General features: G+C 41.3%; 23 protein-coding genes and 3 tRNA genes. 11 read left to right on the top strand and 15 right to left on the bottom strand.

The genetic code is table 11. The annotated features are described in order from the left end of the window. Window positions 1-181: 181 nt before the first annotated feature. The 4 genes from ACQ93I_RS16600 to ACQ93I_RS16585 form a co-directional block, all read right to left on the bottom strand. Window positions 182-496 (bottom strand): hypothetical protein, encoded by a 315-nt coding sequence (locus ACQ93I_RS16600; RefSeq protein ID WP_431699497.1) that lies wholly within the window; start codon window positions 494-496, stop codon window positions 182-184. Between the two features lie 290 nt (window positions 497-786). Further along, a tRNA-Leu gene (locus tag ACQ93I_RS16595) sits at window positions 787-870 on the bottom strand. 97 nt (window positions 871-967) lie between these two features. Further along, window positions 968-1040 (bottom strand) — tRNA-Lys (locus ACQ93I_RS16590). A 24-nt stretch (window positions 1041-1064) separates the two neighbouring features. Then, window positions 1065-1137: transfer RNA gene (locus ACQ93I_RS16585), tRNA-Lys, on the bottom strand. A gap of 132 nt (window positions 1138-1269) precedes the next feature. Here ACQ93I_RS16585 and ACQ93I_RS16580 point away from each other — a divergent pair. Then, complete coding sequence (locus ACQ93I_RS16580) at window positions 1270-1791, top strand: shikimate kinase (RefSeq protein WP_431699496.1); 522 nt, start codon at window positions 1270-1272, stop codon at window positions 1789-1791. On the opposite strand, the gene ACQ93I_RS16575 is transcribed toward ACQ93I_RS16580, so the two are convergent. Together ACQ93I_RS16575 and ACQ93I_RS16570 are read right to left on the bottom strand one after the other, a co-directional pair. Next, window positions 1783-2286 (bottom strand): phosphoribosyltransferase family protein, encoded by a 504-nt coding sequence (locus ACQ93I_RS16575; RefSeq protein WP_345599119.1) that lies wholly within the window; start codon window positions 2284-2286, stop codon window positions 1783-1785. The two genes, ACQ93I_RS16580 and ACQ93I_RS16575, sit on opposite strands and share 9 nt — an antisense overlap. A gap of 41 nt (window positions 2287-2327) precedes the next feature. Further along, window positions 2328-2708 carry an RNA-binding S4 domain-containing protein gene (locus tag ACQ93I_RS16570; RefSeq protein WP_431699495.1) on the bottom strand — a complete coding sequence of 127 codons (381 nt, stop codon included), beginning with the start codon at window positions 2706-2708 and terminating at the stop codon, window positions 2328-2330. A gap of 77 nt (window positions 2709-2785) precedes the next feature. Between ACQ93I_RS16570 and ACQ93I_RS16565 the strand changes: the two genes are divergently transcribed. Then, a complete protein-coding gene (locus ACQ93I_RS16565) occupies window positions 2786-3691 on the top strand; it encodes an FKBP-type peptidyl-prolyl cis-trans isomerase (protein WP_431699494.1) in 906 nt (301 codons plus the stop codon). Window positions 3692-3743: 52 nt separating this feature from the next. Here ACQ93I_RS16565 and ACQ93I_RS16560 read toward each other — a convergent pair whose 3' ends face one another. From ACQ93I_RS16560 to ACQ93I_RS16545, 4 genes are all read right to left on the bottom strand, one after another. Further along, window positions 3744-4352 (bottom strand): outer membrane beta-barrel protein, encoded by a 609-nt coding sequence (locus ACQ93I_RS16560; RefSeq protein ID WP_431699493.1) that lies wholly within the window; start codon window positions 4350-4352, stop codon window positions 3744-3746. A 124-nt stretch (window positions 4353-4476) separates the two neighbouring features. Beyond that, the gene (locus tag ACQ93I_RS16555; RefSeq protein ID WP_266069978.1) at window positions 4477-5430 is read right to left on the bottom strand and encodes a transketolase family protein; all 954 of its coding nucleotides are present in this window, start codon (window positions 5428-5430) and stop codon (window positions 4477-4479) included. Between the two features lie 108 nt (window positions 5431-5538). Further along, window positions 5539-6384: a transketolase gene (locus ACQ93I_RS16550; RefSeq protein ID WP_431699492.1), complete on the bottom strand. Its 846-nt coding sequence runs from the start codon at window positions 6382-6384 to the stop codon at window positions 5539-5541. Between the two features lie 183 nt (window positions 6385-6567). Continuing rightward, a complete protein-coding gene (locus tag ACQ93I_RS16545; protein ID WP_431699491.1) occupies window positions 6568-6846 on the bottom strand; it encodes a hypothetical protein in 279 nt (92 codons plus the stop codon). A 112-nt stretch (window positions 6847-6958) separates the two neighbouring features. On the opposite strand from ACQ93I_RS16545, the gene tgt reads away from it, so the two are divergent. The 9 genes from tgt (at window position 6959) to ACQ93I_RS16500 (ending at window position 16561) form a co-directional block, all read left to right on the top strand. Beyond that, complete coding sequence (tgt, locus tag ACQ93I_RS16540) at window positions 6959-8089, top strand: tRNA guanosine(34) transglycosylase Tgt (protein ID WP_431699490.1); 1131 nt, start codon at window positions 6959-6961, stop codon at window positions 8087-8089. 1 nt (window position 8090) lies between these two features. Continuing rightward, on the top strand, window positions 8091-9167 hold the full coding sequence (locus ACQ93I_RS16535; RefSeq protein WP_431699489.1) for an LptF/LptG family permease: 1077 nt from the start codon (window positions 8091-8093) through the stop codon (window positions 9165-9167). Then, window positions 9154-10080, top strand: coding sequence for a DMT family transporter (locus ACQ93I_RS16530; RefSeq protein ID WP_431699488.1), 927 nt, complete (start codon window positions 9154-9156; stop codon window positions 10078-10080). The genes ACQ93I_RS16535 and ACQ93I_RS16530 overlap by 14 nt, the downstream gene beginning before the upstream one ends. A gap of 45 nt (window positions 10081-10125) precedes the next feature. Then, window positions 10126-11079: an acetyl-CoA carboxylase carboxyltransferase subunit alpha gene (locus ACQ93I_RS16525; protein ID WP_345599112.1), complete on the top strand. Its 954-nt coding sequence runs from the start codon at window positions 10126-10128 to the stop codon at window positions 11077-11079. Between the two features lie 166 nt (window positions 11080-11245). Then, window positions 11246-12799 (top strand): replicative DNA helicase, encoded by a 1554-nt coding sequence (gene dnaB / locus ACQ93I_RS16520; RefSeq protein WP_266069985.1) that lies wholly within the window; start codon window positions 11246-11248, stop codon window positions 12797-12799. Between the two features lie 154 nt (window positions 12800-12953). Further along, on the top strand, window positions 12954-14138 hold the full coding sequence (locus ACQ93I_RS16515; protein WP_431699498.1) for an asparagine synthetase B: 1185 nt from the start codon (window positions 12954-12956) through the stop codon (window positions 14136-14138). A gap of 21 nt (window positions 14139-14159) precedes the next feature. Then, entirely contained in the window at window positions 14160-15263 is a 1104-nt protein-coding gene (locus ACQ93I_RS16510; protein ID WP_431699487.1) for an AI-2E family transporter, read from the top strand. A 9-nt stretch (window positions 15264-15272) separates the two neighbouring features. Continuing rightward, the gene (locus tag ACQ93I_RS16505) at window positions 15273-16097 is read left to right on the top strand and encodes an amidohydrolase family protein (RefSeq protein ID WP_431699486.1); all 825 of its coding nucleotides are present in this window, start codon (window positions 15273-15275) and stop codon (window positions 16095-16097) included. 32 nt (window positions 16098-16129) lie between these two features. Continuing rightward, complete coding sequence (locus ACQ93I_RS16500) at window positions 16130-16561, top strand: secondary thiamine-phosphate synthase enzyme YjbQ (protein ID WP_431699485.1); 432 nt, start codon at window positions 16130-16132, stop codon at window positions 16559-16561. Between the two features lie 746 nt (window positions 16562-17307). Here ACQ93I_RS16500 and rplT read toward each other — a convergent pair. From rplT to ACQ93I_RS16475, 5 genes are all read right to left on the bottom strand, one after another. Beyond that, on the bottom strand, window positions 17308-17652 hold the full coding sequence (gene rplT, locus ACQ93I_RS16495; RefSeq protein ID WP_266069989.1) for a 50S ribosomal protein L20: 345 nt from the start codon (window positions 17650-17652) through the stop codon (window positions 17308-17310). 139 nt (window positions 17653-17791) lie between these two features. Next, window positions 17792-17989, bottom strand: a complete 198-nt coding sequence (gene rpmI, locus ACQ93I_RS16490) for a 50S ribosomal protein L35 (protein ID WP_029033297.1) — start codon at window positions 17987-17989, stop codon at window positions 17792-17794. A 67-nt stretch (window positions 17990-18056) separates the two neighbouring features. Beyond that, complete coding sequence (gene infC / locus ACQ93I_RS16485) at window positions 18057-18578, bottom strand: translation initiation factor IF-3 (RefSeq protein ID WP_262504842.1); 522 nt, start codon at window positions 18576-18578, stop codon at window positions 18057-18059. A 58-nt stretch (window positions 18579-18636) separates the two neighbouring features. Beyond that, a complete protein-coding gene (gene thrS, locus ACQ93I_RS16480) occupies window positions 18637-20583 on the bottom strand; it encodes a threonine--tRNA ligase (RefSeq protein ID WP_431699484.1) in 1947 nt (648 codons plus the stop codon). 886 nt (window positions 20584-21469) lie between these two features. Next, window positions 21470-21662 (bottom strand): hypothetical protein (locus ACQ93I_RS16475; RefSeq protein WP_431699483.1); only part of this gene is annotated, 193 nt, incomplete at its 5' end.

The following is a 21662-nucleotide window of genomic DNA, read 5'->3' as shown; positions in this document are numbered from 1 at the left end:
ATATAAAACTCCCGCCAGCGCGGGAGTTTTTTGTTTAGGTACATACTAAAAACAGAAAAAGCAACCCTGTTTAGAATTGCTTTTTCCGAGATAGTAGATGAGAACTCCGGAGGTTTATTTCCGGAGTTTTTTATCAGTAATTTTTGCCCCCCAGTAAAAATTACTATTTGTTCTCATCTATTTATGGCAGTGATTCCAATTTATTCTTGTGTTTAAAAAGAACATCAAGCGTTGAAGAGGGAATATCCTGATTATAAAGTGTTTGGTAATACAATTTAATATTTTTTTTCTCTTTTTCATAGCAAACCTTCAAATTTAAATTGTTAAAGGTGTTGCGAGCCAAATAATCCAGCTTAAGAAATACCGGTAAGAAATTTAAGACTGCAGTTCCAACTGCAGAAGCCTGAATAGAATTTTTAATATTAAAGAGCAGTTTTCGTAATTCGATTTTAGCCTTTTCCCTTATCTCAATAAGTTTGGCAATATTCTCAGCCATGTCTTTATCTTCTTGTTTTAAGTCGTAGTAAAGGACATAATACATTTGAAGTAGATCGTCGTTGGAGAGATCTAATTTAAGTAGCTGAGAGTATAACTGAAACTGCATCTTCGGGTGAATAAAATTGTCTGAGATAAATGTAATATTTATTTTCTCTCAAGAAGATGCTAATGATGTGATTAACAGAATTTTAGTCTTTTTTGTACGAAGTCGCGTAAGAAAAGTGAAAATTGTAAAAAAAATAAGAAAGGGGAAATGGAAGCGGAGAAAGAAGTAATTATTTCGAAAAGTGCCCAGAGCGGGACTCGAACCCGCACGCTCTAATGAACACATGGCCCTCAACCATGCCTGTCTACCAGTTCCAGCACCTGGGCTTTCTTTAAGATTTCTTTAACGAAATTTATTCTCCGTGTGAAGAAAATCAATGGTTATACCTTTTTGGGTTTTCCACTAATTCCTTGAAGAAAGAAGTGACCTGGCTGGGACTCGAACCCAGGACCCTCTCCTTAAAAGGGAGATGCTCTACCAACTGAGCTACCAGGTCAATATTTATAAGAACTTTGTTCTGTGATCTGGCTGGGGCTCGAACCCAGGACCCTCTCCTTAAAAGGGAGATGCTCTACCAACTGAGCTACCAGATCTTGTTACTTGCATTTTTGCCAATGCGGGTGCAAATATACCCACATTAATTTATTTTTCAAGAAGAAATTGACATAAATTTGAAGATCATTTTAAAGTAGAGATTAAACTCCTTAAAAATCATATAATTAAGCATGAAAATTATTCTTATAGGATACATGGGTTCTGGTAAAAGTTCTGTTGGAAAGGCCCTTGCTACTCATTTATCTGTTAAATTCCTGGATCTGGATGCCAAAATATGTGCAGAAGAAAATAAGACTATTCCTGAAATCTTTTCGACCAATGGTGAAATTTATTTTCGCAGAAAGGAAGCAGAGGTGCTTAAAAAGCTTCTGGAGAGGGAGGAGAGTTATGTTCTTTCCCTGGGAGGAGGTACTCCCTGTTACGGGAAAAATATGCAGTTGATCAAAAATACGGCGTCTGTTACTTCAATATATCTCAAAACCGGTCTGCTTCAGTTGAAGGAAAGACTAATAGTTGAAAAAGATAGCCGGCCATTAATACAAGACCTCAAAACTCCTGAAGTTCTTGAAGATTATATCCGAAAGCATTTATTTGAGCGCACCTTCTACTACAATCAGAGTGACCTTACGGTTTTAACTGATAGTAAATCTGTAGAAGAGGTAGTGCATACGGTTGTGGAAAGTTTAGACTAGCTCCACTTTATCTTCTCCCGGCTTAAAATGTACTTTTACTGTTTCGTGAATCGAAGTTGAAAGAGAGATGCCTTTAAAATCGGCTTTTACAGGATATTTTTTATGGCTCCTGTCAACCAGAACTGCAGTTTTGAACCGTTTAAGCGGAACATCCAGAAAGTGCCTTATTCCGTAGATCAAAGTGGTGCCCGAGTTTAAAACATCATCTATTAATACAAGAGCTTTGTTTTCATAATCCTGAGGTGACAAACTACTGGTGACAGCCTGCAGCGGATTCTTTTTATTCACTTTCACCTCGCAGAGCAGTACTTCAAGATCAGAAATTTCCTGTAGTGCTGCCTGCAGCTTTTGCGCAAGCTGAAAGCCACTTTTGGCTATCCCCGCCAGGATGATCTGGTCTTCTTCGAGGTTGTTTTCGTAAATCTGGTAAGCGATCCTTCTTATTTTATGGTTGATCTGCTCATTGTTGAGAATCAAAACAGAATTTTTCTCCATGGGGATGTTTTTTTAAGATACTAATTTCAAGGTAAAGTTAATCAATCCTCGTTGTCTTCAGGATCAAACCAGTCATCCAGCTCCCTTCTATCTTTCTTGGTAGGTCGTCCGGTACCCTTTTTTCGGTAATAGTCCTGGGAATATTTAAGCAGTTCTCTTTTTTCAAGTTCTTCCTGCGGAGTGATATCATTGATGTAGAGGTTAACTAACTTGGCACCCACCCGGCTTTTGGGGATATCCAGTACTTCTATCTGGTAATTAATTTGGTTTTTCCTGACCTGGATTTTGTCTGTTGCGAAAACTTCTCTGGAAGGTTTAACAATAGCCTCGTTCATTCGTACCTTTCCCTGTTTACACGCTTCGGTTGCTACACTTCGGGTTTTGAAATACCTCACGCACCATAAAAATTTGTCTACTCTCATCTTTGTGCTGTAAAATTCCTTCTATCTTCAGCAAAAATACAAGAATATTGTATCTTGCGGCCCTAAATTACCTATTGATGAAATTGAATAAATTTTTGTTTTTATATGTGCTTGCCGGTATCTCTTTAATATCCTGTGATAAGGATGATGACTCACCAGAGCAGGTCCCGCCAAGAGATAGGGGAGAGCAGGAGTTGACAGATCAGGCTGCACTGGATGCCTACCTGGATACACACTTCTACAATTATGAAGAATTTGAGGCTGCTCCCGAAGGTTTTGACTACAAGATTAAGATTGATACCATAAACGCAGCTAATGCAGGTAAAACTCCACTTAGTGAGTCGCCATTACTGGAGACGAAGAACTTTGATTTGGAAGGAGTAAATTACACTTACTACGTCTTGAAAGTGCGCGAAGGTGCAAGTGAACAACCTCAGCCAAAATTCAGCGATTCAGTTTACGTGTCTTACGAAGGTACTTTACTAAACCGTAGGACTTTTGATGCTTCTCAAAGTCCCGTATGGTTTGATCTTACCCGTACAGTGACTGGATTTGGTCTTGGAATTACTGAATTTCGTGGAGCATCGGGCTTCGAGGTACAGGAAGATAACACCATCGAATGGAATAATGACTATGGGATTGGTGCTGTTTTCTTACCATCAGGGCTCGCGTACTTTAACGCTTTTAGAGAAACTATTCCTTCTTACAGCCCACTGGTATTTGCTATTAACCTCTACGGTACAAATAAAGCAGATCATGACCGGGATGGTATTCCGTCATGGAGGGAAGATCTTAATGAAGATCAGCTGTTAAATAATGATGATACCGACGGAGATTTAATGCCAAATTACGCTGATGTAGATGACGATGGCGATTTTATTCCTACCCGCGAAGAAATTTCTGATGAAGACGGAAATATTATTTTTCCTTATCCCGATTCAGATAATGATGGAACACCAGATTACCTGGATCCAAATAACTAAACAAAAAAAAGCCCCTTTTCGGGGCTTTTTTGATGCTTATAACTTAGTTCTTTTACAGGCTTAATGAAAGTCCAAAAATGATCTGGCTGGGCCTCGTGTCTACCCTCTGCGGACCATTTCTACTGCCGTCAAGTTGCATGAATTCTGCTTCATTCTCTTTTAGTGCTCTTTCATATCTCACATCAATTCCTATTTTGCCTAATTGAACTCCTGCACCTAGCTGTGCACCAATGGTGAATTCATCTTTGACGTCGCCAAGATCAAAACCTTCAAAATCGTTATCTACCATGTATTGAAGGCTGGGGCCTGCAAAGATCTGGACAGGGCCAAAGATTTTGGTACCCACTAAAATGGGGAGATCTATTTTTGAAACATTGTATTCTGCTTCCTGTTGATTGAATTGATAAGTGCTTTTCGTGGTGGTGTAGACCAGTTCGGGCCTTAAGAAGAAGCCAAGGAGGTTTGCCTGGTAGAGAACGCCAAAATGATATCCCATTTTGCTTTCTCCGCCTTCCAGCACATCTTCACCGGCATTAGAAAAGTCGTTATAGGTGAGTTCTCCATTATCGGCATAATTTAAACCGCCTTTTACTCCAAATCCACTTTGTGCTACTGCTGTGGAAGTTGTTACAAACATTAAAATAAAAAAGTACTTTTTCATACAAGCTTTGTTTTAGAAGTTAAGTATAAAACGGAATATAAATATTTTTATTTGCTCAAAAATAAAGCCTCTCAAAAATGACATTTTTGAGAGGCTTTGGAATGGTTTTGAAGCTGAAAAAAATCTATTTCCTTTTGATGACCTTCTCTGAAGCCTTTACAATAGCAGCAGCATTTAATCCATACTTTTCCATAAGTTGCTCGGGTGTACCACTTTCACCAAAGGTATCCATGGTAGCAACGAATTCCTGCGGGGCAGGGTGATTATGTGTCAGCGTACGGGCAACACTTTCCCCAAGCCCTCCAAGGATATTGTGTTCTTCGGCAGTGACTACGCAGCCGGTTTTTCCTACGGAAGCCAAAATTGCAGCTTCATCTAAAGGTTTGATTGTATGAATGTTGATCACTTCAGCTGAAATTCCTTTCTCCTCAAGTTGTTCAGCAGCTTGTAGCGCTTCCCAAACCAGGTGGCCTGTTGCGATGATAGTCACATCTTTTCCTTCGTTCAGTAAAATAGCTTTTCCTATTTCGAATTTTTGATCTGCAGGAGTGAAATTTGCCACTTTTGGACGTCCAAAACGTAAATAGACCGGTCCGTCATATTCTGCAATAGCAATGGTAGCTGCTTTTGTCTGGTTATAATCACAAGGATTGATTACAGTCATTCCCGGCAACATCTTCATGAGTCCTATGTCCTCAAGGATCTGGTGGGTCGCACCATCTTCACCAAGAGTAAGGCCTGCGTGAGAGGCGCAAATTTTCACATTCTTTCCCGAATAGGCTATTGATTGTCTAATCTGGTCATAGACCCTTCCGGTTGAGAAGTTAGCAAATGTTCCTGTAAAAGGAATTTTACCTCCTATGGTCAATCCGGCAGCGATGCCCATCATGTTAGCTTCAGCAATACCAACCTGGAAAAATCTTTCAGGGTTTTCATCGATGAAATCCTGCATTTTTAAAGAGCCAACCAAATCTGCACAAAGAGCAACCACATTAGGGTTGGTTCTGCCAAGTTCGGTGAGTCCGGCTCCAAAACCAGAGCGCGTATCGTTTTTACCTGTATCTGTATATTTTTTCATAAGCCTCTCCCGACCCCTCCAAAGGAGGGGAGTTAGGGCGTTTATTTAAGTGTTAATATTTTTTTATTTTTTGAGATTAAGCTCCTCCCCTTTGGGAGCTGGGTGCGGCTAGTAGTCTCCTAAGGTTTCAGGGTTTTGAGCAAGGGCTTTCTCCAGTTGCTCATCATTTGGAGCAACTCCGTGCCACTTGTGGCTTCCCATCATGAAATCTACGCCGTGCCCCATTTCGGTATTCAGCATAATTGCGACGGGTTTTCCTTTTCCGGTAAGGCTTTTAGCCTCTTTAAGACCTGCTAGTATTTGGTCGATGTCATTTCCTTTTTCAATCTCCAGCACTTCCCAACCAAAGGCTTTAAATTTTTCGACAAGGTTCCCCATGGGTAAAACATCATCTGTACAACCATCTATTTGCTGATAATTGCGATCTATAGTAGAGATGAGGTTGTCAACTTTTTTTGCAGCCGCATACATGATTGCTTCCCAGTTTTGGCCTTCCTGTAACTCGCCATCACCATGAAGGGTGTAAACAAGGTGTGAATCGCCATTCAGTTTTTTTGCGTTTGCAGCGCCTAAGGCTACAGAAAGTCCCTGGCCTAATGAGCCAGAAGCTATTCTTACCCCTGGCAGGCCTTCGTGGGTTGTGGGGTGCCCCTGAAGACGGGAATCAATTAATCTAAACGTGTTGAGCTCTTCCACAGGAAAATATCCGCTACGGGCAAGAACACTGTAGAACACCGGGGAGATATGGCCGTTGGAAAGGAAGAACAGATCTTCATCAATTCCGTCCATATCAAATCCTTCTTTACGGTGCATTACTTCCTGATAAAGGACGCTTAAAAATTCGGCGCAACCCAAAGAGCCTCCGGGGTGTCCCGAATTTACCTTGTGAACCTGCCTTACAATGTCCCTTCTCACCTGGGTGACAAAATCTTGTAGTTGTTGTGTGTCTGACATCTGGTTTTTATTAAATGTCCTGCAAAAATACTATTTTATCAATGCTTTGGAAATCAACCCGACTCAATTCTTCTAAAAGCTTTGAACAATTGTTTGAATAATTGTTGAGACTTTTAAATCTTTCATATTTCTTCGGAAGTTTGGTCAAATTGGCGCGGATTTGTAATCCGTGCCGGGAAGACTCTACTTGAAGTTTTGCCACGAATACACGAATATTTTTCTATTGTACTCTCCTGCATTTTTTACTTTATTTTCCCAAAACTGGCGTGGATTTGCAACGTGCCGGGGAAGACTCGGTCTTAAATTTTGCCACAGATGCACAGATATTTTTTCATCTATTTTTTCTAAATCTCTTTCAGATATTTCACAATGCTGGCGCGGATATGCAATCCGTGCCGAAACCCAACTCTTCAGCTGGCGCGGATTTGCAATCCGTGCCGAAACGAAACTTTCAGCTAGCACGGATTTGCAATTGGGCGGGGCGATTTCCGTAGAACATTAGAAAATTTCTGCTTGTTATCCTCTAATCCCTGCCAACGAAAAATACCTATCTTTGCGCCCATTAAAATTGTTTATGAAATTTGAATTAGCAGTTACCGATACGGGTAGCAGTGCCCGAGCAGGTATAATCACTACAGATCACGGAACCATTGAAACTCCCATCTTTATGCCGGTAGGTACAGTGGCTTCTGTTAAAGGTATTAGTCAGAAAGATCTTAAGGAAGAGGTGAATCCCGATATTATCCTGGGAAATACATACCACCTGTACCTGCGCCCACAAACCGAAATTTTGAAAAAGGCCGGTGGGCTCCATAAGTTTATGAACTGGGACAGGAGCATTCTTACCGATAGTGGAGGATACCAGGTATATTCGCTTGCCGACAGAAGGAAGATCAAGGAGGAAGGTGTGCGGTTTAAATCTCATATTGATGGCTCTTACCACAATTTTACTCCCGAAAATGTGATGGAAATTCAGCGGCTTATTGGTGCAGATATTATCATGGCCTTTGATGAATGTACCCCGTATCCCTGTGATTATCGCTACGCAAAGAATTCCATGCACCGCACCCATAGATGGCTGGACAGATGTATCACACATTTTGATAAAACGCCACCTTTATATGGTTATTCCCAGGCGCTTTTTCCTATTGTGCAGGGAAGTACTTACAAAGATCTACGGCAAGAGTCGGCGGAGTATATAGCTTCAGCGGGAGCAGAGGGTAATGCCATTGGCGGACTTTCAGTAGGGGAGCCTGCAGAAGAAATGTACGCAATGACCGAGGTGGTCACCAATATACTTCCGAAGGAAAAACCACGCTACCTTATGGGAGTGGGAACTCCAATCAATATTCTTGAAAATATTGCTTTGGGAGTAGATATGTTTGATTGTGTAATGCCTACCCGAAATGCCAGAAATGGGATGTTGTTTACGGCTCATGGCACAATTAATATCAAAAATAAGAAGTGGGAAGATGACTTTAGCCCGATAGATGAATCTGGCGCTACCTACGTTGATACTTTTTACACAAAGGCTTACCTTCGTCACCTCTTTACGGTGAACGAAATGCTTGGCAAGCAAATTGCTACCATGCACAACCTTGGCTTCTATCTTTGGTTGGTTCGCGAGGCAAGAAAACATATCTTAGCCGGGGACTTTGCTTCCTGGAAAAGCAAAATGGTACAGCAAATGGACAAACGTTTATAATTTGAAGATCCTTGACTGGTACATACTAAAGAGATACCTGGGGACATTCGTGTTAATGCTGCTCCTCTTTATTCCTATTGGGATAACGGTAAATCTTGCCGAAAAGATTGATAAGATCCTTCAGAACGAAGTGCCTTTTTGGGAAGTAGTGAATTATTATATTGATTTCACCATCTACTTCGCGAACTTACTTTTTCCTCTGTTTCTGTTCCTCTCGGTAATTTGGTTTACTTCTAAGCTGGCACAGAACACCGAAATTATTGCATTTTTGAGTAGTGGTGTTTCCTTTTGGCGTTTTCTTCGCCCTTATATGATAGGGTCTACCATAGTGTGTGTCGCAGCCCTTGTTCTGGGTATGTATCTTGCGCCCAGTGCAAGTAAAGGTTTTAATGAGTTTAAGTACACCTACTTAAAAAGGGGTAGCGACGTGCAGGAGACCAGTGATGTCTACAGGCAAATTAATGACGATGAGTTCATTTATGCTTCTCACTTTCAACCGCGAATTAATTCGGCTCAGAATTTTACCCTGGAGCATTTTGAAGGAAATAAACTTAAATATAAAATAAGTGCGTCAAGGCTAAAACTAAATGAAGAAGATTCTACCTACACTCTTACCAACTACCACAAAAGGATCATTGGTGAAGATGGAGATAAATTGATTTCGGAAATTAGTAAAGATACTGTCCTGCCATTTGATTTTGATGAACTTACGCCGGTGTCTTACATGGCAGAGACACTTAATTATAATGAACTCGAAGCTTTTATTGAGCAGGAAAAAGGTAGGGGTTCTGGGAATATAAATCGCTATAAAGTGGTGGCTTACAAACGCTGGAGCCTTCCGGTTTCTGCCTATATTCTTACCATAATTGCTGTTGCGGTTTCTTCTATGAAACGCCGCGGTGGGATGGGAGTGAACCTTGCGCTGGGAATTACTTTGGCCTTTATTTTTATTTTCATGGATAAGGTATTTGGGACCATTGCCGAGCAGAGTACCTTCTCACCGCTGCTGGCTGTATGGTTCCCTAATATGTTCTTCGGAGTTTTAGCTGCTTACCTGCTCTGGAATGCTAAACGATAAAGTTAAAGCTTACCTGCATTTTCACTTCATTGTGTTTATCTGGGGGTTTACCGCAGTCCTGGGCGCATTGATCACGTTAGATGCCGTACCATTGGTGTGGTACAGGATGTTATTGGCCAGCGGCTTTATTTTTCTTTGGATCAAGTGGAAGAAAAAGAACCTGAAGCTGGCACCGGGAAGAATAAAAGTCATGCTAATTGCCGGGGTGGTCATTGCCGTGCACTGGTTAACCTTCTTTGGGGCCATTAAGGTTTCCAATGTTTCTATTACCCTGGCACTCCTTTCTACAGGCGCTTTTTTCACCTCTATTCTTGAACCAATTTTTTACAAACGTAAAGTTATATGGTATGAGATCCTTTTAGGTATTGTGGTGATTTGTGGGCTGTACATTATTTTCAAAGTGGAGACAGAATACGTTCTTGGAATCCTGCTTGCTCTACTTTCTGCTTTTCTTTCTTCAGTTTTCTCTCTTATTAACGGCAAACTGGCTAAGCAGGAAGATGCCTCAGTAATTTCATTTTACGAACTGCTTACTGGTGCCGGTGCCATCACCGTTTATCTTCTTTTTCTTTCTTTCTTCGGAAATAGCAGTAGCTCTGGGTTTAGCACAGAGTTCTTCAATGTTTCGGCGGCAGACTGGATTTACCTGTTTATTTTGGCTTCCTTCTGCACCGCCTATGCTTTTATAGCTTCTGTAGCTGTTATGCGGCACTTGAGTCCATATACCATAATGCTTACTATTAATTTAGAACCTGTGTACGGAATTCTGCTCGCCTTTTGGGTCTTTGGAAGTGATGAGGCTATGAATCCGGGGTTTTATTATGGTGCAGCAATCATTCTGATTACCGTAATCCTGAATGGCTTTTTGAAGACAAGGAGAAAATTCAAAAAACTGCCGAAAGCTAGCTCTTAAGTTTCTTATATTTGTAAGCTAATTAAAAACAACCCATAGCTCATTATGGAATATTTAGATTTTGAATTACCTATAAAAGAGTTGGAAGAGCAGTACCAGAAAGCTTGTGCCATTGGTAAGGAAAGTGATGTTGATGTTACAGCTACATGTCGTCAAATTGAGAAGAGACTCACCGAAACCAAAAAGGAGATCTATAAGAATCTTACCGCCTGGCAAAGGGTTCAGCTTTCACGCCATCCAAACCGCCCCTATACATTAGATTACATTAACGCTATTTGTGGTGACACTTTTCTGGAACTTCATGGAGATCGAAATGTAAAAGATGATAAAGCCATGATTGGAGGCCTTGGAAAAATTGGCGATCAAAGCTACATGTTTGTGGGGCAGCAAAAGGGATTTAATACAAAAACCCGGCAGTACCGCAATTTTGGAATGGCAAATCCTGAAGGTTATAGAAAGGCGCTCCGCCTAATGAAATCTGCCGAAAAGTTTGGGATCCCTGTAGTAACTTTTGTAGATACTCCTGGAGCCTATCCCGGGCTTGAAGCTGAAGAAAGAGGACAGGGAGAAGCAATCGCCCGAAATATCCTTGAAATGACCAGGCTTAAAGTACCCATTATCGTAGTGATTATTGGAGAAGGAGCCAGTGGTGGCGCTCTGGGTATTGCTGTGGGAGATAAAGTACTTATGCTTGAAAATACCTGGTACTCTGTGATCTCACCAGAATCCTGTTCGTCAATTCTATGGCGAAGCTGGGAGTACAAAGAAAAGGCAGCCGATGCTTTGAAACTTACTGCTAAGGATATGAAAAAGCAAAAGCTCATAGACGAGATCGTAAAAGAGCCAGTTGGCGGTGCACATAGCAATAGGGAAATGACCTTTTCTATAGTAAAAGATGCCATTTCTGAAGCTTATGAAGACTTTAAAAACTTATCACCAGATGAACTGGTGAAAAAACGAATGAACAAATATTCTCAAATGGGAGTATTTAAAGGTTAAATCCTTATTACATAAGACAGGAAAAATCCGGAGAGAAACCCTTCGGATTTTTTTGGGCTTATCAACAAAATTTTTAAGTTATGATCAGTTAAAATGTTCATAACCTGTGAACTAAGTAAAGCCTTTTTCGGCTAAATTCTATACTCTATTTCTCTACTTTCGTAACATGGAAAAAGTCAAAGCCCCTCAAAATTATAATTTTAATCCCGGGAATGTCATCAATCTCGAGAAAGGGAAAATTCCGCCTCAAGCCGTTGATTTAGAAGAAGTTGTGCTTGGAGCTATGATGATTGATAAAAGAGGTGTTGACGAAATTATCGATATTTTACATCCCGATGTTTTCTATAAAAGTGCCCATCAATATATATTCGAAGCCATATTTAAGCTGTTCGAGAATTCTGAACCGGTCGACTTATTAACGGTTTCCAATCAATTGAGGAAAGATCAGAAACTGGAGCAGGTGGGTGGCGACTTTTACCTGGTGCAGCTCACCCAAAAAGTGTCTTCTTCTGCTCACATTGAGTTCCATGCGAGGATCATTCTTCAAAAATATATTCAGCGTAGTTTAATAAAGATTTCCAACGAGATCATCGAAGAATCATACGATGAAACTACCGATGTTTTCGATCTTTTAGACACTGCGGAATCTAAACTTTATGAAGTAACGCAGGGGAACATAAAAAGATCTTCAGAAACTGCACAAGATCTTGTGATGCAGGCAAAGAAAAAGATCCAGGAGATTTCCAATAAATCAGGTCTTTCAGGGATTCCTTCAGGTTTTGAAAAGCTCGATAAGCTTACTTCCGGGTGGCAACCCAGTGACCTTGTGATTGTGGCAGCCCGTCCTGGTATGGGGAAAACGGCCCTCACACTTTCTATGGCCCGAAATATTTCTGTAGGCCAAAATATTCCGGTAGCCTTCTTTTCCCTGGAGATGTCTTCTGTACAGTTGATCACCCGTTTAATCTCTTCTGAAACCGGTTTGTCTTCAGAAAAACTCCGTACAGGAAATCTTGAAAAACATGAGTGGGAACAGCTTAACGTAAAGGTGAAGGGTCTTGAAAAAGCACCGCTCTTCATTGATGATACACCTTCCCTGTCTATTTTTGACCTTAGGGCAAAGGCGAGGAGGTTGGCTTCTCAACACGGTATTAGGTTGATCGTGATTGATTACCTTCAGTTAATGACTGCCGGTGGTAGCCAAAAAGGTGGGAACCGGGAACAGGAGATCTCGACGATTTCCCGAAATCTGAAGGCCCTGGCAAAAGAATTGAACGTGCCGGTGATCGCACTTTCACAGCTGTCCCGTGCCGTTGAAACCAGAGGGGGGTCAAAAAGACCACTTTTGAGTGACCTTCGGGAATCGGGTGCGATTGAGCAGGATGCCGATATCGTTTCGTTCATCTACCGTCCAGAATATTATAAGATAGAAGAGTGGGATGACGAAGAGCGTTCTCCAACAGATGGACAGGCAGAATTCATTGTTGCTAAACACAGGAACGGTGGACTTGAGAATATTAGGCTTAAATTTATTGGACATTTAGGTAAATTCGATAACTTAGATGACTTTGACTCCCCCTCTGAATTCCATTCAAAGATGAATGACAATGATTCAGGAGATTTTGGATTCAATACCAGCCATTTCCCCAGTGCCAATGAAGCCTTCGGAAGTTCGATGAATGATGACCTAAATGATGACGACAGCGACGTACCTTTCTAATAAAATCTCATCTCTCCGGAATTTTTCTGTAGAGCTTTTTACTAAAAACATATCTTTAAAAGCCGGAAATAGTACAACTTTTTCCGGCTTTTGCATACTGCTATTTTTCCTGGTGTTTTCTGCTTCAGCTTTTGCATCGCAGATCCTTATCCCTATGGATGCCGAAAGTCAGCGTAACCACCTCAAGGCTTATGGAATCACTTACTGGATGCTCGATAAAGATATAAAAGTGCAGTGGCTGCTGAATTACAGGGGCGGTTCATTTTTATTGCCCGATTCCGAAGAACTCCGAAGAGAATGTAAGATACGTGGTGTTTCTTATGAAGTGATTAGCGATCAAAAAACTTCAGATATTCTCGAAGAAATTTCGAGCCCATCCAAAAATATGCAGGCAGTATTACTTGAAAAAGCACCTAAAATTGCAGTGTATTCTCCGCAGGGTAATAAACCCTGGGATGATGCTGTAACTATGGTGCTCACCTATGCCGAAATTCCTTATGAAACAATTTATGACGAGGAAGTTCTAAATGATGCCCTATTGTTGTTTGACTGGCTGCACCTGCACCACGAAGATTTTACTGGTCAATACGGGAAATTTTATCGCAGTTATCGCACTGCTCCCTGGTATATTGAAGACAAGAAACAGGCTGAAGCTTTGGCTGCCAGGCTGGGATATGAGAAAGTTGCTGAAGAAAAACTTGCAGTTGCATTAAAAATTAAGGACTACGTGGTAGGAGGCGGATTCATGTTCGCCATGTGCAGTGCTACCGATAGTTTTGATATTGCGCTTTCGGCAGAGGGAGTAGATATTGCAGAACCTATGTTTGACGGTGACCCCAGCGATGCCAATTATCAAAAAGAGCTGAATTTTGAGAAGAGTTTCGCTTTTGAGAATTTCATTTTGGAAAGAAATCCGATGGTATATGAATTCTCGTCAATAGATATGACGGTTAAGCGTCGCGTTCCTATGGATGTCGATTACTTTAGCCTAATGGAATACTCGGCGAAATGGGATCCGGTGCCAACTATGTTAACCCAAAACCACACCATGCTCGTCAAAGGATTTATGGGGCAAACCACAGCTTACGATCCTGCTACCATCAAACCCACTGTGCTGGTAATGGGACAGAGCAAGATCAATGGGGAAGCAAAATATATCCACGGAATAAAAGGCAATGGCTTTTTCACCTTTTACGGAGGTCATGATCCCGAAGATTATCAACACATGGTAGGAGACCCAAAAACCGAACTGGAACTACACCCTACTTCCCCCGGATATCGTCTTATTCTCAACAATGTTCTTTTTCCTGCCGCTAAAAAACAAAAACAAAAAACCTGAGAAGACTCTTTCTAACCAACTATGGAAAAAACAAATAACTACAACAAGAAGATTACCAAAACAATTTTTATAGCCTTGCTGATGCTTTCAGCTCTTGCGCTTCTTATTTTTCACGCCAATTTCTTTCTCTTGGTCTTTGCCGGTATCTTCTTCTCGACTTTGCTGAATTTCTCTTCCAACTGGATAGTTAGTAAAACCTCGATGCCTTACGGGTTAGCCTTATTACTTGTTCTTTTGTTCATAACAGGAATACTGGCCTTGATCATCATTCTGGTTGGGCCTTCAATGGTGCAGCAGGTACAGGATATGACCGATACACTGCCCAAGTCCCTCCAGAATCTACGGGAAGAGATCACCCAGACGTCTATTGGTCGCAGTTTGTTTGAAGAACTCCCTTCAGATATTGGGGCCTTACTTGAAAACCGGGAAAAAGTGGTCTCCAGGATCGTAGGATCATTTTCAACGACCATAGGTGCCATCGCTAACTTTTTTATCATCATTGTAACCGCCATATTTTTAGCGTCGAGCCCAAAAATTTACACCCAGGGATTTATAAGATTGTTTCCTACGCATTTTCGTCTAAGGTTAAGAGAGGTGATGGATAAAACTCAGCGGTCTCTCAGCCTTTGGATGATGGCCAAACTCATGTCTATGCTCGTGGTTGGTGTATTCACTGCAGTAGGACTGGAAATCCTGGGAATGCCCATGCCTTATGCTCTCGCATTAATAGCTGCATTATTCTCCTTTATTCCCAACATCGGTCCCTATCTCGCCCTTGCGCCGGCAGTGTTGATCGCACTCATGCAGGGAGGTAATATGTATATTTATGTGCTCATTCTTTACTTTGGTATTCAAATAGTAGAAAGCTACTTAATTACGCCAATGATCGAGAAGAAAATGGTGCACCTGCCTCCCGCACTTACACTTTTCTGGATGGTACTTTTAGGGTTGATAACCGGAATTCTGGGACTTATCATGGCTACGCCTATCCTTGCCGCACTTATTGTGATCATAGAAGAATTATATGTGAAAGACCATCTGGAGGCTTCCGGTAATGCCGAAAATGAGGTTGATAAAAGGCCGGTAGCGGTTGAAGCAGATCACGAAAATTCCGATTCCAAATAATGTTTTCTTATGAAAATTGATGCGCACCAGCATTTCTGGAAGTATGATGCTGAAACATATTCATGGATTTCTGATGAAATGTCCGTGATCAGGAAAGATTTTTCTCCGGAAGATCTTGAGCCTTTGCTGTCAAAAAGTGGCTTTTCGGGATGTGTTTCGGTACAGGCCGATCAATCTGAAGTAGAGACAGAGGTCCTGCTGAAAATGGCAAAAGACCACAAGTTTATTAAAGGAGTGGTGGGATGGGTAGATATGAGTTCTCCTGAAGTTGAAGAACGCCTGAAGCACTATTCAAAAAATACATTTTTGAAAGGTATACGTCACACCGTCTGGGACGAAAAAGGGGGATTTATGATGTCTTCTGAATTTCAGCACGGAATATCATTGTTGGCAAATCTCGGTCTCACTTATGATATTCTTGCTTTTGATTATCAGCTTGGTGGTGCTGTAGAACTTGTAAAAGCCTTTCCCCGGCAAAAATTTGTTCTTGATCATATAGGGAAACCCCAGATTTCGGGGAAACCCGATAAGCAGTGGGTAGAGCATATTCAGCAACTGGCGTCTTTTCCCAATGTGTGGTGCAAAATATCCGGATTGGTAACCGAAACTCCCGACTTCAGCTGGAAAACTACCAATTTCTTCCCATTTCTCGAGGTGGTTACCGATGCTTTTAGTGTAGATCGCTTAATCTTTGGATCTGACTGGCCGGTTTGTTTGTCTGCCGCAAGTTATTCAGAAGTCAACGGAATTATAGAAAAATTCTTCAGCAGTTATTTGAAAGAAGACAAAGAAAAGATCTTCGGAAGAAATGCTGCTGAATTTTATAACTTATAAGAGTAAAAACTAAGGTGTCAAAAATGGCAAAAATGGATTACATTTTTCAGAAGGAAATAAAACTTAAAGCCAAACCTAGAGGTTTTCACCTGGTAACCGATGAGGTGCTTCAGCAAATTCCCGAACTCAGGGAAATTTCTGTAGGATTTTTGCAGGTGTTTATTCAGCACACTTCCGCCGGACTCACCATCAACGAAAATGCCGATCCTACCGTGAGAGACGATTTTGAGAGCCATTTTAATAAGATGGTACCCGAAGATCAGCCTTACTACAAACACACTTTAGAGGGGAGTGACGATATGCCGGCGCACATAAAAGCAGCTTTATTGGGAACATCTCTTCAGATCCCCATTACAAATGGGCGACTAAACCTGGGCACCTGGCAGGGAATTTACCTTGGTGAACATCGCGACCACGGCGGCAGTAGGAAGTTGGTGCTTACCATCACTGGTACGAGCAAATAGTTTTGAATATCCTCTTTGGTTTATCATCCTGAACTTGTTTCAGGATTCTTCGAGAGTACACTTGGTACTTTTAAACTTTTTTGGATGGTTATATTTTATAGTGAGACCTACAAGGTTACAAAAACTTGCAGGTCTGTTGATATATAAAAAAAACCACCCCATCTTGCGGACATGCGGTGGAGGGGATTATTGCCGTAGAATATTTCTGCTAAAAAATCCTGCTTTTTCCCGCTATTGGAGATGGTACTGTTGAGGATTTGCGGTAGAGTAAAGACTTGAAAGGATTTTCATCTGTACATCTGTGGCTAATAGAAGAACCTGCTAATCGATTTCAGAAACTTTGCAGGTCAGGGTGAAAAAATCCTTCATGCGTTCGTCGCATCCTTAAAAGAGGTCTTAGTACGAAAAATTCCGCTCTTTCGAATGGAATTTTGCAGATCACAAAGAGTAAGAAAATCATCTGTGTATCTGTGGCAAGAACTTTAAAAATCTTCAGCACAAAAAAATCCCGCTCTTTCGAACTGGATTTTGCAGATCACAAAGAGTAATAAAATCATCTGTGCATCTGTGACAAGAACTTTAGAAATCTTCAGCATAAAAAAATCCCCCTCTTTCGAACGGGATTTTGCAGATCACAAAGAGTAATAAAATTATCTGTGCATCTGTGGCAAGAACTTTAGAAGTCTTCAGCATAAAAAAATCCCGCTCTTTCGAACGGGATTTTATAAGTGAGATAACAGTTTAATTTATTTTACTTTTTTGACGATAGCTTCAAACGCATCAGGGTGGTTCATCGCTAGATCGGCAAGAACCTTACGGTTCAATTCGATTCCTGCGGCTTTAACTTTCCCCATGAATTGTGAATAAGACATTCCGTGCATACGGGCACCTGCATTGATACGGATGATCCAAAGTGAACGGAAATTTCTCTTCTTGGTTTTACGGTCTCTGTAAGCATATAGCATTGCTTTGTCAACCGCGTTTTTCGCTACTGTCCAAACGTTCTTACGACGTCCAAAGTAACCTTTTGCTTGCTTAAGAACCTTTTTTCTTCTGGCTCTCTTCGCAACTGAATTTACTGATCTTGGCATATTTTTAAATTTTTTTGTAGCAGGCGGCCGGTAACCGGCACTTTTAATTAAAAGAGATCTCAGATCTCATATCTAAAATCTCACGTCTAATTGGCCTGACTCCAGGGTTATTAAATTTGGTAAACCATCAAAGGTTCAACTACAACAAACGTAATTGAAGTTTGATATTTTTTTCGTCTGCTTCATGTACCAAAGTACTGTGAGTCAGCGCTAGCTTTTGTTTTTTAGTCTTCTTGGTTAAGATGTGACTTTTAAACGCATGCTTTCTTTTGATCTTTCCGGTACCGGTAAGCTTGAAACGCTTCTTGGCACTGGATTTTGTTTTCATCTTAGGCATTCTGTCCTTCTTTTTAATTATCTCACTTATTATTGTAACTCATGCAATCCATTAGAATGGCAGGAGGTTATTTAGATTTTGTCTTCTTGGGGGAGAGGAACATAGTCATTCTTTTCCCTTCAAGTTTAGGCATTTGCTCTACCTTTCCAAGTTCTTCAAGATCGGTAGCAAGGCGCAGTAAAAGGATCTCTCCCTGTTCTTTAAATACAATAGAACGCCCTTTAAAGAATACGAAAGCTTTTAATTTGGCTCCGTCTTTAAGGAATTTTTCTGCATTCCTTTTCTTAAACTCATAGTCGTGATCGTCTGTATTAGGACCAAAACGTATCTCTTTAACAACCACCTGGGTTGCTTTGGCCTTTAATGCCTTGTCACGCTTTTTCTGTTCATAGAGAAACTTTTTATAGTCCATTACTTTAGCAACGGGAGGATTGGCGTTGGGGGAGATCTCCACCAGGTCCAGCTCCTGTTCTTCGGCAATGGCTAATGCTTTACGGGTTGGGTAGACACCCATTTCCACGTTATCGCCTACAAGGCGAACTTCCTCCGCACGTATCTTTCCGTTAATGCGATGCGGATCTTCTTTGATTTCTCTAAGAGGTCTTTTGGTTCTTTTTCTACGTATTGCTATGGCTCAAAAATTTTAATTAAACTTCGAATGTTTTTAAAGTACTATTTACTTCTTCTTTAATTAGTTGGGCAAATTCTTCGACAGTCATGCTGCCAAGATCGCCTTCCCCGTGTTTACGTACAGAAACCGTTCCATTCTCTGCTTCCTGTTCTCCAACAATCAGCATATACGGAATCTTGCTTACTTCTGCTCCCCGGATTTTCTTACCAATGGTCTCATTCCGGTTGTCTACAAGGGCGCGAATTTCGTGATTTTCCAGCGAATTTAAAACTTTTTGGCTGTATTTTTCGTATTTCTCACTGAGGGAGAGAATAATAGCCTGTTCTGGCATCAGCCAAAGTGGGAAATTTCCTCCTGTATTCTCCAGCAGTACAGCTACAAAGCGTTCCATACTACCAAAAGGAGCACGGTGAATCATCACCGGTCGGTGCATTTCATTATCACTTCCTTTATAGGTAAGGTCAAAACGTTCTGGTAAATTATAATCTACCTGAATGGTTCCCAGCTGCCACTGTCTGCCAAGGGCATCTTTCACCATGAAATCCAGTTTGGGTCCGTAAAAAGCAGCTTCACCGGTTTCTACGATATAGTTAAGGCCTTTCTCTTTTGCGGCATTGATTATGGCATTTTCAGCTTTATCCCAGTTTTCGTCAGATCCTATGTACTTTTCTTTATTCTCATGATCTCTTAAAGAAACCTGAGCTGTAAAATCTTCAAATCCGAGGGAACTGAATACATATAAAGTAAGATCAATCACCTTTTTGAATTCAGAATCTAATTGATCTGGAGTACAAAAAATGTGGGCGTCATCCTGAGTGAATCCGCGTACGCGGGTAAGTCCGTGTAATTCGCCACTCTGTTCATAACGGTAAACAGTTCCGAATTCAGCAAAACGCTTCGGAAGATCCTTGTAGCTCCAATGACCGTGATTGTAGATCTCGCAGTGGTGCGGACAGTTCATAGGCTTCAGCAAAAATTCCTCTCCTTCATTCGGAGTTTTTATTGGCTGAAAGCTGTCTTCTCCATATTTAGCATAGTGGCCAGAGGTAACATAAAGTTCCTTTTGTCCAATATGTGGAGTCACAACCATTTCATATCCGGCTTTCTTCTGAGCTTTTTTTAGGAAGTTCTCCAGGCGCTCTCTCAAAGCAGCACCTTTTGGCAGCCATAAAGGCAACCCCTGACCAACTTTTTGTGAAAAAGTAAAAAGTTCCAGCTCACGACCTAATTTACGGTGATCCCTTTTCTTGGCCTCCTCAAGCATTTCAAGATATTCCTTGAGGTCTTTTTGTTTCGGAAATGAAATTCCGTAAACCCGTGTCAACTGCGGATTCTTTTCATTACCTCTCCAGTAAGCACCGGCAACACTCATTAGTTTCACTGCTTTTATCACGCCGGTGTTGGGAAGGTGACCGCCGCGACAAAGATCTGTAAAGGTATCATGGTCGCAGAAGGTAATCGTTCCGTCTTCAAGGTTTTCAATAAGTTCAACCTTGAACGGGTTATTTTCTTTTTTATAGAAATCAAGAGCCTCCTGCTTGGAAACCTCTCTCATCTGGAAGTCGTGCTTTCCTCTGGAAATTTCCAGCATGCGGTCTTCAATCTTTTTGAAGTCATTTTCAGAGATCTTTTGGTCTCCAAAATCCACGTCATAATAGAAGCCGTTCTCAATAGCGGGCCCTATAGTCAGTTTAGCGCCTGGGTAAAGATCCTGGATTGCCTGGGCCATCACGTGAGAAGAAGAGTGCCAAAAAGCCTTTTTTCCCTCGGCATCGTTCCAGGTATATAAAGTAAGGCTGCCGTCGGTATTTAAAGGAGTGGATGTTTCTACCACTGTATTGTTGAACTTTGCCGAAATCACATTACGGGCCAGGCCTTCACTAATGCTTTTTGCTACCTCCATTGGGGTAGTGCCGTTCTCAAACTCTTTAATACTGCCATCGGGCAACGTAATCTTTATCATAAAACTCGAATTAGGTCTGCAAAGATAACAGGTTCATAGGTGCTTTACAATACTAATATATATAATATGTATGTGGAGGTTTTGGGCGTTCCCCGCCTTCGCTACCGCTCATGCGGGTCGGGCTATCCGCTTCAATCTTTTTGCTCGTGCCTCACAAAAAGGATTTCCGCTGCTATCCCTAACGCAGGTAAACGTATTCGATTCATAATAATGTAATGGGATTGGGGTTTTGGTCTTCGATTGACATTGAAATAATCGGATTTGATTGTTTATTTTGATTCCTATTAATGTGATTCGATGGATATTTCGTTTATCAGCTATAAACATTTGACTCCTTCGGGGTCATCCCTGCTGAAGAATAATACAAATACCGGATCCTTTGGATCCTTATGGTTAGACCCCTAACGGGTCTTGTGTTTATAACAGAAACAGGACACGAATTCAAAACCCGAATAGGGTCTCATTTCTTTAATAACGGAAACAGGTCACGAACTCAGACCCCGACGGGTTGCACCTTCCGGAATGTCACCTCTCAAAAATGCCATTTTCAGAACCTCTTACTTTATAAGGGATTTCTTAAGGGCAGAAGGAGCTATAATTATAGGACTTTCATAAAATTACACTTTCTGCTGGTGTGATTCTTATCACATACTATATATGTAAGAACAGATCACGACCAACGGTCCGATAGGTCTCATGTTGATTTCACCTAATGCCATTAACCACACGACCCCCAAGGGGTCTCATATTAGTAATTTGGATAACGAAACGTTTTATGACCCCGACGGGTTCATACGTTTTTAACCTGGATACCGTGATGATTCCGACCCCGAAACGGTCGCACCTTCCGGAGTGTCACCTCTCAAAAATGTCATTTTCGGAACCTCTACTTTATAAGGGATGTCTCAGGGTCTGAATAATCCACATAGTCATAGGACTTTTGCAAAATTGTACCTCCTGCTGGTAATTGATCTACATATAATATATAAGACACATCACGAACCCATAATCCCGGAGGGATTGTATGATTACAACAGGAGTGGGGGAAACCAAAGACCCTGAGGGGGTTATATGTTTTT

The organism is Salinimicrobium sp. WS361 (assembly GCF_050750585.1).
In the GTDB taxonomy this organism is placed as follows: Bacteria; Bacteroidota; Bacteroidia; order Flavobacteriales; family Flavobacteriaceae; genus Salinimicrobium.
Note: the sequence above shows the minus strand (reverse complement) of the source record. Positions and strands in the feature narration are given on the sequence as shown.